Here is a 10,076-nt window from a genome sequence, read left to right as displayed (position 1 = left end):
AAAGCCCATTATATCGGACTATTTTGACGTCCTTATCTCCCAATAAATGACTGACTTAATCTCTCTTCAAATCAGGATTCTCCTGTTACCTAACTCCTAAACCCGCTGTTACATCTATTTCAAGAACTAGATCGCCACGAAAAAAAGGATGTCTAAGCTCGATAGCTTAAGACATCCTTTCTTTCGTAATCCATGATCTAAGACTTTTCGCCAAGCTCTCCTCGAATCTTCAAGAAGACCTGATAGCTGCGCTCCGCGCATTCCGAAATCGCAATCGGATGAAAACCAGGTAGATCCGCATATAGCGTATCATGGAGCGGTTCAATCCACGAAGCCGGCAACACACTTGCTCCAAGCTTCGCTCCCATAATAGAACCCACTGTAGCACCATTACAGTCTGTATCCATTCCTCCGTAAACGGATGTAACGACCGCTTTTTCAAAATCATTCCCGCCATAGACCAGCGAAGCAGCTACAAGAGCAGCATTATTATTGGTGTGCACCGCATCATAGTGGCTGAATGTATCCCAAATCTTACTTACCAACTCCCGCTCACTTTTGGCCTTCTGCGCAATATCTATACCTCGTAGAACGTCACTTGCCAGACGACTAGTACGAGGGATCTCACTAAGACCAATCTCAAGAATACGCTCGTTATTTTTTTCAGCAAAAGCCGCCGAAATCATCGCTGCATTAAACATCTCGCCATAGATCCCGTTTTTTACATGTGAAAAAGAAGCATCACGCCAACCTAACTCCGCTGCAAGCTCAGGATGGCCTGCTGCACCATAAGCCAGTCCATCTGCGCGTATAGCCGCTCCAATCCACTCCCGGTAGGGGTTTAAGTGCATCCGCACTCTTTCCTGCCGCGCCAGCCAATCCGCAGGCTTCTCACCATGCAAATGAGACGTTTCCTGTGCAAAATTCATATACGACTGTGTCTCTGCCGTACATACCTGGGCGTATGTCAGATGTTTATGCCAGAGCTTCCCGATATCCCAAGAATCCCAGTCCAGCCCCTTCTGCTCCAGCAGCATAAGCCCCAGTACCGTGTAACGAATATCGTCATCGCTTTCCATAAACGTGATCTTCTCGCTGGTACTCGCATACGTCCAATCACTTAAACCAAGACCATATTCTGCCTCTGCCCGTGAATGCCCAGGCGTATAGCCAGTAATAGGCCATGCATCGGCACCCCGGAACCACAGCTCAATATTCTCCCAACCCGGGCGTCCATCTTTACCGTAGAGGTAGTCCCAATACTCCAATGGTTTGCCAAGTGCGCAACCGACGCTTCTACCTAGCCAAGCTCCGTAGAACTTATCTCTCCATTCTGCTTCACTCCAATCAGCCTCAAGCTTACGTGGACCTTCTGGACGAAGACGACGAATTTCCTCCAGTGAAGACGGCTCTTCATAAGGAAAGTCCTCAGCAACCGTGAGCTCCATCAACTCGTTGTATACTTGCATCAGCTTAATCTCATCTGCACCTGCAGCGGCTAGTTTATCCGCGATGCCTTCAATCTTGCAGCCTTCTTCTCCACGCTGAACCAATTCAAACTGAACCGTCTCCTGAAGTCTCTCCCATCCTGCCATAGGTTAGTTCCCTTCAGCCATAAGCAGCTCTTGATCTAGCTTTTCCAGTGAATCAAAAATCAACTTCATAAATGCTTCCCGGTCTACTCCCACCAGGACTTCTACATTCGCTGGGCGATCCGTCTTCTTTCGTTTGTCTGCAACCGTCATTCCCCGCGTCATCTTACCTTCTGTCTCTACCGTTACATATAGATGCTCGGATTCAAACAGTTCTGGGTGCAAGAGCCAAGCTACGGCGCATGGATCATGCAGTGCACTGCCGACATAGCCCATTTTCTTTCCGAAGATCGAATAGAAATCTAACAGTTCTCCGACCATAGTGGACACTGGCCCACGCTCTTTCAATGCTACGATCTCATCTTCGAAAATGGCTGCCTTATCGGTCACATCCAGACCACTCATCGTAATCGGAATACCCGACTCAAACACGATACGAGCAGCTTCAGGATCTACATAGATGTTAAACTCCGCAGTAGAGGTTACATTTCCATAAGAAATTCCTCCGCCCATCAGTGAAATCTTTTCAATTCTTTCCTTAATCTCGGGATAAGCAGTGATCAGCAGGGCGATATTTGTTAAAGGAGCCATCGGTACGAGCGTAATCTTCTCCTCCGAAGAACGGATAATATTCAGCATAAATTCTACAGCGCCTTCTTCTACAGGCCGGAATTTACTTGGTGGCAACAGTGGGCCGTCCATACCTGATTCACCATGTGCTTCCTCACCTGTAACAAGCTTGCCGAACAGCGGACCCACAGCCCCTTTGGCTACAGGAATATCAGCATTCACAAAGCTGATCACTTTAAGTGCGTTTTCTGTGATTTTATCGAGGATCTGGTTTCCACCAACCGTTGTAATCCCGCGCAGATCCAGCTTCTCCGAATTTGCTATTGCAAGCAGGATAGCGATTGCGTCATCATGCCCTGGATCGCAGTCAATAATAATAGGTGTTCGCATAGTCATTCACTCCTTAGTTGTATAAATCCTCGTTATTCCTATCGCTATTTCACTAGCGGGCTTTTAAGTTTTTTATTCTTTTTCCGTGTCTCAGATACGGCATAGATCACTAGTCCAATTACCGTTGCTACATAAGGAAGCGTCGCGATCAGTTCTGCAGGAATCTTCAGGACCTGTAGCGCATTCGACAAGGCGTCTGCCGTACCAAATAATAGAGAGGTCAGCGCCGTACCCACTGTCGTGCTTCTACCCATAGACTCTGCGGCAATCGCAATCCAGCCCCGACCAGCGATCATATCGCGAGTAAACAGTGACAGGTAACCCATCGACATGTAAGCACCGCCTAAGCCGGCAAAAAATCCACTAAGCAGCAAAGCCATATACTGTATTTTCACAACACTTACTCCCACAGATTGAGCCGCATGTGGATTTTCACCCACTGAACGAATGCGCAGACCAAGCGGTGTACGGTTTAAGAGATAGTAGACAACAAACACAGCAATAATAGATACATACGTCAAAATGTGATGTCCTGATAGAATAGGCCCCAGCACCGGAATGTCCTTCAGCAAAGGAATCTCTACACTAGGTAGCACTTTACTCGCCAGAGAAGTAGAAGATCCCTTGTCTCCACTCAGCAGATAAAGAATAAACACGGTTCCTCCCGAAGCGAACATATTAATAGCTACGCCGCCGAGAATGATATGTGTTTTAAATTTCAGTGTGAAAAAAGCTAATATTCCAGCGATCAGTGTTCCGGACATCACAGCCCCAAGTAAACCTACCCACGCACTATGCGTGTAGCTGCTTACAATGACACCGGCTAACGCCGCGACAAGCATGATGCCTTCCATACCAATGTTGATGATACCAGCCCTATTAGAGATTAACGCTCCCAATGCGGCGAATAGAATCGGTGTCGTCACTCGAAGAACAGAAAACGCAAAGTCAGTCGTAAAAATCACATCAAACAAGCTGTTCACGCTTCCTTCGCCTCCTTCAAGAGCATCCGATTTTTCCAGAACTTCAGAAATTGTTCAGCCGAAATCAGAAGAATGATAATCGCCTGTATAATAGAAATCATCTCTGAAGGTACATCCGATAGACGTGCCATCATGTCGGCTCCGATCCGGATATATGCAAGGAACAATGCAGCGCCGATTACGGATAGCGGATTATTCTTGGCTAACATCGCTACAAGAGCACCATCTAAGCCATAACCTGGTAACGATGTCCATTGGAATCGATTGTACATCCCTAGCACTTCTACGGAACCACCCATTCCCGCGATAAAACCAGCAATCAAGTGAACCAGTATAATAACCTTCGCGGTCTTCATGCCTGAATAACGTGCAAAGTTCCGGTTGATGCCTGTCATTCGCAGCTCATATCCCCATTTAGTCTTGTATAGGAATAGATGCGCTGCAATAATAAGCACGATAACGATAATAAGTCCGGTATGAATACGGGTGCCAGGCACCATTTTACTCAGCAGTGCCGTTTTCTCGAATTTGTAGGATACATTGGCAAATGCTTTTGCATCACGTAAGTGATAGTTCAGTAGATATAAACCTACTCCAAACAAAATATTATTGAACATCAAGGATGTAACCAGCTCATTGGCATTCCATTTGGCTTTGAGGATCCCGGGTATTGCCGAGAGCAACGCACCAACAATAGAACCCGCAGCAATAGCTACGATCGGATGAAGCCACCCGTCCAGCGTTAAATGAATAGCCAACACGGAAGTTACAACACCGGAGAAATAGAAAATCCCTTCAGCTCCCAAATTGAACATATTTGCCCGGAACAACAAAGAAACTGCTAGCCCAGTGAACATGAGGGGAATGGCCATCTCAATCACATTACCGATATGACCTTTACTGGATAGCGGCTCAAATAGGAATATCCCAATCGTCTTCACCGGCTGATTGCTGACCAATGAGATGATCAGAAAAGCAATAGCGAGTGCAATTACGATTACTGCCGATGTTCGAATGTATTCAAAATATTTTACTTTAAACATGATTTACGGCCCTCCTGATTTGCTCCTCGTCCTGTCGATGAATCCCTAGCATATAAAGCCCTAATTCTTCTTCACTAACCTTGGAAGGCTCCTCGAAAAAGGCAACAATCTTTCCTTCATACATCACTAGTAGACTATCGCTGATCTCCAAGATCTCATTTAAGTCTGCTGACACTAGCAAAATAGCGCAATCGTCGGAGCGTAGCTCCAACAGCTTTTGATGTATGAACTGCGCCGCGCCTATATCCACGCCCCGTGTCGGCTGTTCTGCAATAAGCAGTTGCGGTTCTGTAGAACACTCTCTAGCTACGACCACCTTCTGCATGTTACCACCTGATAACATTCCTATTGGTTGAGAGGGTCCCGAACAGCGGACTTTAAATTCTTCTACAAGTGATACTGCAAGCTTGGCAATTCGTGATCCATTTAAAAAGGGACCTTTATTCATAGCTTTTGTACGATACTGAGTGGACAGCAGATTATCCGCTATGCTCGCATCACTGGCTATCCCTTGATGCATCCGATCCTCTGGGATATAGGAAACGCCTAGCTTACGAATATCTAAAATATCCGATTCACGAATATCTTTTCCCTTCACTAGCACAGAACCTTGGCTTGAGACCCCTCTTAGGCTACCCGTAAGAGCCTCAATGAGCTGTGTCTGCCCATTCCCTTCTACACCAGCAATCCCAATAATTTGTCCCCCGCGTACTGCAAAGTTGACATCTGTTAGCAACGCTTTGCCGTGTGCATCATTTACACCTAAGCCCTGCACAGTGAGTATCGGCTCCCCAATAGACAGAATCTCCTTGTCATATTTCAACACGACGTCTCTGCCCACCATAAGGCGTGAGATTTCTTGCTCCGTGACATCCTTTGTTTGGAAGACACCTTCACTACGTCCGCTACGCATGATCGTAATTCTGTCACAGATCGCTTTAACTTCTTTCAACTTGTGTGAAATAAAAACAATCGTATGACCCTGCTCTCTTAACTGCTTAAGCTCCCGGAACAATTCCTCTGTTTCCTGTGGGGTCAACACTGCGGTCGGCTCATCCAGAACGAGGATTTTTGCACCACGCAGCAGCGCCTTCAGAATTTCAACCTTTTGCTTCATACCAACCGTGAGATCCTCCACTTTTGCTTTTGGATCCACTACCAGATTGTATTTCTTCGCAGTCTCTTCGGTCATGCGTATAGCTTCTGCATAATTGATGCCAACGCCCTTACGAGGTTCCATGCCCAGCACCATGTTCTCAGCTACCGTAAAAGAAGGGACCAACATAAAATGCTGGTGAACCATACCAATCCCTCTATCAATGGCATCCTGAGCAGATTGCAGCTTCACTTTTTCACCCTTGATAAAGATTTCACCTTCACTAGGCTCTTCCATGCCGAACATGATCTTCATTAAAGTTGATTTACCAGCGCCATTCTCGCCCGCAATCGCATGAATTTCTCCCTCACGTAAAGAAAAATGCACGTCTTTATTTGCAACGACACCATTGGGATACACCTTGGTAATTCCCCGCATTTCCAGCAGAGCTTTGTTCATAGGTCTCAACGCCTTTCGACTTGGAGGTCTGCAAAAATATACAGCTGGAATTCTTCTAAAAGAAGAATCTCCAACTGTAGGTTTATCACTTTATAGCTATACTTAAGGCTTAACTGCGTTACGAATGGCTTCTACTTCAGAGGTTTCCATTCCCATCGCGTTATCTACTGTAATTTCTTTATTGATCAGCTTTTGCTTCACTTCTTCAACTTTAGCCTGAAGATCGGCAGGGAAGATATTTTTATAGATCTCATTCTCTGCAATGCCTACACCATCATCTACAAAGCTCAACACATCACGTTTACCCATCTCAAGTGTACCGTCTTGTAATCTCTTCACGGCACCCAGAATAGCACTATCAATCTTTTTAATAGAAGAAGTAACGATCAAGTTTGCTTTTTCGCTATCTGTATCGTTAAGCAACATCGCCTGATCGGAGTCTACACCGATAGCATATTTTTTCTTCTCCTTAGCTGCGTCAAAGATCCCAAGACCTGTACCCCCAGCCACGTTAAAAATAACATCCACACCGGAGTTATATTGAATCAACGAAAGCTCCTTGCCTTTAGCCGGGTTAACGAAATCACCAGCATATGATACTGCGACCTTCACATCAGGATCAACATATTGAGCGCCCTGAATGTAGCCTACCAAGAAAGCGTTAATTCCAGGGATGTCCATACCACCTACAAAACCGATCACATTCTCAGGATTAGCATTTTCCATATCCGATTGTGTAGCTAGCGCCGCTACAGCACCTGCTAGAAAAGATACTTCATTTGTTGCATAAGACATGTTGTACATATTCTCTGGTGCTTCATCTATATCAGTATCATAGTTAATGAACTTTTTGTCAGGATATAATTCAGCCGTTGCATTAAACATCTCTGTAATTTCCGATCCGCCAGAAATAATAACATCCCAGTCCTCAGCGGCGATATCGTTAAACGTAGGCTCCCATTTCGTTTTATCGACACCCATTTCTACAACTTTTGTTTCTGCACCCAGCTCATCCTTAACCTTTTGCAAACCGCTATTCGCAGAGTCAAAGAAAGATTTATCACCAAGCGTTCCTGGAATCAGAAGTACAACTTTGAGTTTATCCCCTGAACCTGTTTCTCCACCTTCAGCTGCGTTAGATCCTGCATTCGTGGAAGATCCATTACTCGACGTATTATTTCCACAGGCTGTGACCATTACCATTACTACTAGTAACAACAAAGAAAGAACTTTCTTTTTCACTTTTCTATTCCCCCTATTTATAGTTGGTTAGTAATTTGAGAGATTCTCCTTCTTAGTCCGTTGTATATTTCACGATTTAGATGGAAACTCTCATATTGCAAGTTACACTCTCAATAATTCAATGATTTTAACGAATAGACTAGAAAATAGAGATAAAATTATCATTTTCACTAATAATCCGACTAATTCCCGAACGAGATGGCCAGTCAGGTTGCTAATCTTCGGATTTCTTGATACGATCATATCAAATATTAACGAAAATAATTATATGATTTCGGTCATAATTTTGTACGATTCGGCTAAAACATAATTATTGGAGGCTCATCATGGATCGTGTTCTATATATTGTAAATGCAGCACATGAGATTAATACCTATATTCCACCCCATCAGCATGAATGCTATGAACTAGTCTATTATTTAAACGGATTAGGAACTACCAATGTGGGCTCGCGAAGTTATCATTTTCGTTCATCATCATTCGCGCTCGTACCACCCAATCATAAACATGACGAGAACCATCGTGAGGATGCTACTGTACTATTTGTTGGCTTCCATTCAAATCACCCAAATATGGAGAATTTGCAAGGCGTATATGAAGATGATAAAGACCATACTGTTCTACAGATCTTGCTTCGAATGAAAGCAGAGTTTACGCGCAAGCAAGATGGATTCTCTGAACTATTAAACCTGCAAATGAGCGAAATCACTGTTCATCTGATACGGCTTCTTAGCGCCTCTAGTTTTCAGTCTCCAACGGAAGACAGAGTACAATATGTCCTAAACTATATGAATGAGCATTACCGCCATAAGCTATCGGTCGCAACACTCTCTGAGATGTCTGGATATAGCTATGATCGTTTCCGCCATTTATTTAAAGAGCGATTCGGTTCTTCACCTCTTCGCTATCTACTGTTGAAACGTCTGGATTATGCAAAGTCTCTCTTAGAACATACCCAAATGCATATCTCAGAAGTATCCGCTGCTGCTGGGTTTGTCAATGATGCTCAATTCTGCAATATGTTTAAACGTGAAGTCGGTCTCACCCCTCGTGCATTCCGACTAAGCAATCAATATAATACCACTCCACACAAAAAAGCCATTGATTAGAGACGCCTCTAATTCAACGGCTTAAGATTGAAATGCCAGAGATATAAAGAAAAAAGGTTTGTAAAGTTGCTTATACAAGCGACTTTACAAACCTTTTTGATATACCGGCGAGAGGACTCGAACCTCCACGGTTTCCCTCTCGATTTTGAGTCGAGCGCGTCTGCCATTCCGCCACGCCGGCACATATGAAATTAATGGAGGCGCCACCCAGATTTGAACTGGGGATAAAGCTTTTGCAGAGCTTTGCCTTACCACTTGGCTATGGCGCCATGTAAAATATGGAGCGGACGACGGGAATCGAACCCGCGACCCTCGCCTTGGCAAGGCGATGCTCTACCGCTGAGCCACGTCCGCATAAAATGGCTGGGGATATAGGATTTGAACCTATGCATGACGGAGTCAAAGTCCGTTGCCTTACCGCTTGGCTAATCCCCAATAACATTTTAAAGTAAAATGGGGCGACTGATGGGTCTCGAACCCACGAATGCCGGAACCACAATCCGGTGCGTTAACCCCTTCGCCACAGTCGCCATATTAAACTGAATTTGTTGCTGTTCTTCTTAAAGTAAATGGGGCGACCGATGGGACTTGAACCCACGAATGCCGGATCCACAAACCGGTGCGTTAACCCCTTCGCCACGACCGCCATATTAAACTTTAGAGAAAGACTCTGGATAAAGATTGGCAGGGGCAGCAGGAATTGAACCCACACCAACGGTTTTGGAGACCGTTGTTCTACCTTTAAACTATGCCCCTAAAAAAATGGTGGGGGATGATGGATTCGAACCACCGAACACGTACGTGAGCAGATTTACAGTCTGATGCGTTTGGCCACTTCGCTAATCCCCCAAAGATGGTGCCGGCGAGAGGACTTGAACCCCCAACCTACTGATTACAAGTCAGTTGCTCTACCAATTGAGCTACACCGGCATATTAAGTTGTATACTATATGGTGGCTCGAGACGGATTCGAACCGCCGACACGAGGATTTTCAGTCCTCTGCTCTACCGACTGAGCTATCGAGCCAAGAAAATGGCGGAACCGACGAGATTCGAACTCGCGATCTCCTGCGTGACAGGCAGGCATGTTAGGCCAACTACACCACGGTTCCAAAAGATATAATTACTTGATGAAAATTGGTTGCGGGGGCAGGATTTGAACCTGCGGCCTTCGGGTTATGAGCCCGACGAGCTACCGGGCTGCTCCACCCCGCGTCGTTCTTAAATGAATATGGTGGAGGCTGAGGGGATCGAACCCCCGACCCTCTGCTTGTAAGGCAGATGCTCTCCCAGCTGAGCTAAGCCTCCATGTTATGACCCGTATGGGATTCGAACCCATGTTACCTCCGTGAAAGGGAGGTGTCTTAACCCCTTGACCAACGGGCCATACTAAGTAAAATTTGTGGCGGAGAGAGAGGGATTCGAACCCTCGAGACGCTTGTGGCGCCTACACGATTTCCAATCGTGCTCCTTCGGCCAAACTCGGACACCTCTCCATATGGCTCCCCGAACAGGACTCGAACCTGTGACAACTCGATTAACAGTCGAGTGCTCTACCAACTGAGCTATCAGGGAATATTCATACCAGGCTTG

The 10,076-nt window shown here is 45.5% G+C and carries 7 protein-coding genes and 16 tRNA genes; 1 reads left to right on the top strand and 22 read right to left on the bottom strand.

What is annotated here, in order from left to right; all coding sequences use genetic code 11:
- Positions 1 to 197: 197 nt before the first annotated feature.
- From ACWNM1_RS29410 to ACWNM1_RS29385, 6 genes are all read right to left on the bottom strand, one after another.
- The gene (locus ACWNM1_RS29410; protein WP_449603751.1) at positions 198 to 1,595 is read right to left on the bottom strand and encodes an ADP-ribosylglycohydrolase family protein; all 1,398 of its coding nucleotides are present in this window, start codon (positions 1,593 to 1,595) and stop codon (positions 198 to 200) included.
- Positions 1,596 to 1,598: 3 nt separating this feature from the next.
- Positions 1,599 to 2,552, bottom strand: a complete 954-nt coding sequence (locus ACWNM1_RS29405) for a nucleoside hydrolase (RefSeq protein ID WP_449603750.1) — start codon at positions 2,550 to 2,552, stop codon at positions 1,599 to 1,601.
- Positions 2,553 to 2,596: 44 nt separating this feature from the next.
- Positions 2,597 to 3,535, bottom strand: coding sequence for an ABC transporter permease (locus ACWNM1_RS29400; RefSeq protein WP_042131005.1), 939 nt, complete (start codon positions 3,533 to 3,535; stop codon positions 2,597 to 2,599).
- On the bottom strand, positions 3,532 to 4,578 hold the full coding sequence (locus ACWNM1_RS29395; RefSeq protein ID WP_042131006.1) for an ABC transporter permease: 1,047 nt from the start codon (positions 4,576 to 4,578) through the stop codon (positions 3,532 to 3,534). The genes ACWNM1_RS29400 and ACWNM1_RS29395 overlap by 4 nt, the downstream gene beginning before the upstream one ends.
- Positions 4,571 to 6,133: an ABC transporter ATP-binding protein gene (locus tag ACWNM1_RS29390; protein ID WP_449603749.1), complete on the bottom strand. Its 1,563-nt coding sequence runs from the start codon at positions 6,131 to 6,133 to the stop codon at positions 4,571 to 4,573. The genes ACWNM1_RS29395 and ACWNM1_RS29390 overlap by 8 nt, the downstream gene beginning before the upstream one ends.
- A 102-nt stretch (positions 6,134 to 6,235) precedes the next feature.
- Positions 6,236 to 7,375: a BMP family ABC transporter substrate-binding protein gene (locus ACWNM1_RS29385; protein WP_449603748.1), complete on the bottom strand. Its 1,140-nt coding sequence runs from the start codon at positions 7,373 to 7,375 to the stop codon at positions 6,236 to 6,238.
- Positions 7,376 to 7,701: 326 nt separating this feature from the next.
- Here ACWNM1_RS29385 and ACWNM1_RS29380 point away from each other — a divergent pair, with 326 nt between their 5' ends.
- Complete coding sequence (locus tag ACWNM1_RS29380) at positions 7,702 to 8,484, top strand: helix-turn-helix domain-containing protein (RefSeq protein WP_449603747.1); 783 nt, start codon at positions 7,702 to 7,704, stop codon at positions 8,482 to 8,484.
- Positions 8,485 to 8,586: 102 nt separating this feature from the next.
- Here the strand turns inward: ACWNM1_RS29380 and ACWNM1_RS29375 are convergent.
- The 16 genes from ACWNM1_RS29375 to ACWNM1_RS29300 all read right to left on the bottom strand — a co-directional run bounded on the left by ACWNM1_RS29375 (position 8,587) and on the right by ACWNM1_RS29300 (position 10,058).
- Positions 8,587 to 8,665 (bottom strand) — tRNA-Leu (locus tag ACWNM1_RS29375).
- Positions 8,666 to 8,679: 14 nt separating this feature from the next.
- Positions 8,680 to 8,753, bottom strand: a tRNA-Cys gene (locus tag ACWNM1_RS29370).
- A gap of 10 nt (positions 8,754 to 8,763) precedes the next feature.
- A tRNA-Gly gene (locus ACWNM1_RS29365) sits at positions 8,764 to 8,838 on the bottom strand.
- 6 nt (positions 8,839 to 8,844) lie between these two features.
- Positions 8,845 to 8,919, bottom strand: a tRNA-Gln gene (locus tag ACWNM1_RS29360).
- Positions 8,920 to 8,938: 19 nt separating this feature from the next.
- Positions 8,939 to 9,014 (bottom strand) — tRNA-His (locus tag ACWNM1_RS29355).
- Between the two features lie 40 nt (positions 9,015 to 9,054).
- Positions 9,055 to 9,130: transfer RNA gene (locus ACWNM1_RS29350), tRNA-His, on the bottom strand.
- A 36-nt stretch (positions 9,131 to 9,166) separates the two neighbouring features.
- Positions 9,167 to 9,240: transfer RNA gene (locus tag ACWNM1_RS29345), tRNA-Trp, on the bottom strand.
- 7 nt (positions 9,241 to 9,247) lie between these two features.
- Positions 9,248 to 9,333, bottom strand: a tRNA-Tyr gene (locus ACWNM1_RS29340).
- A 5-nt stretch (positions 9,334 to 9,338) separates the two neighbouring features.
- Positions 9,339 to 9,414: transfer RNA gene (locus tag ACWNM1_RS29335), tRNA-Thr, on the bottom strand.
- A gap of 20 nt (positions 9,415 to 9,434) precedes the next feature.
- Positions 9,435 to 9,510: transfer RNA gene (locus tag ACWNM1_RS29330), tRNA-Phe, on the bottom strand.
- Positions 9,511 to 9,517: 7 nt separating this feature from the next.
- Positions 9,518 to 9,595: transfer RNA gene (locus ACWNM1_RS29325), tRNA-Asp, on the bottom strand.
- A gap of 26 nt (positions 9,596 to 9,621) precedes the next feature.
- A tRNA-Met gene (locus ACWNM1_RS29320) sits at positions 9,622 to 9,698 on the bottom strand.
- Positions 9,699 to 9,715: 17 nt separating this feature from the next.
- Positions 9,716 to 9,791 (bottom strand) — tRNA-Val (locus tag ACWNM1_RS29315).
- Between the two features lie 6 nt (positions 9,792 to 9,797).
- Positions 9,798 to 9,869: transfer RNA gene (locus ACWNM1_RS29310), tRNA-Glu, on the bottom strand.
- A gap of 17 nt (positions 9,870 to 9,886) precedes the next feature.
- Positions 9,887 to 9,979, bottom strand: a tRNA-Ser gene (locus ACWNM1_RS29305).
- 3 nt (positions 9,980 to 9,982) lie between these two features.
- Positions 9,983 to 10,058: transfer RNA gene (locus ACWNM1_RS29300), tRNA-Asn, on the bottom strand.
- Positions 10,059 to 10,076 lie beyond the last annotated feature (18 nt).

Source organism: Paenibacillus sp. Marseille-Q9583 (assembly GCF_976954365.1).
This window is presented reverse-complemented; position numbering and strand designations above follow the sequence as displayed.

Excerpts from the sequence above, each read along its gene's own strand:
- ACWNM1_RS29390 (WP_449603749.1), bottom strand. The coding sequence starts at position 6,133 with ATGAACAAAGCTCTGCTGGAAATGCGGGGAATTACCAAGGTGTATCCC.
- ACWNM1_RS29380 (WP_449603747.1), top strand. The coding sequence starts at position 7,702 with ATGGATCGTGTTCTATATATTGTAAATGCAGCACATGAGATTAATACC.
- ACWNM1_RS29410 (WP_449603751.1), bottom strand. The coding sequence starts at position 1,595 with ATGGCAGGATGGGAGAGACTTCAGGAGACGGTTCAGTTTGAATTGGTT.
- ACWNM1_RS29405 (WP_449603750.1), bottom strand. The coding sequence starts at position 2,552 with ATGCGAACACCTATTATTATTGACTGCGATCCAGGGCATGATGACGCA.
- ACWNM1_RS29395 (WP_042131006.1), bottom strand. The coding sequence starts at position 4,578 with ATGTTTAAAGTAAAATATTTTGAATACATTCGAACATCGGCAGTAATC.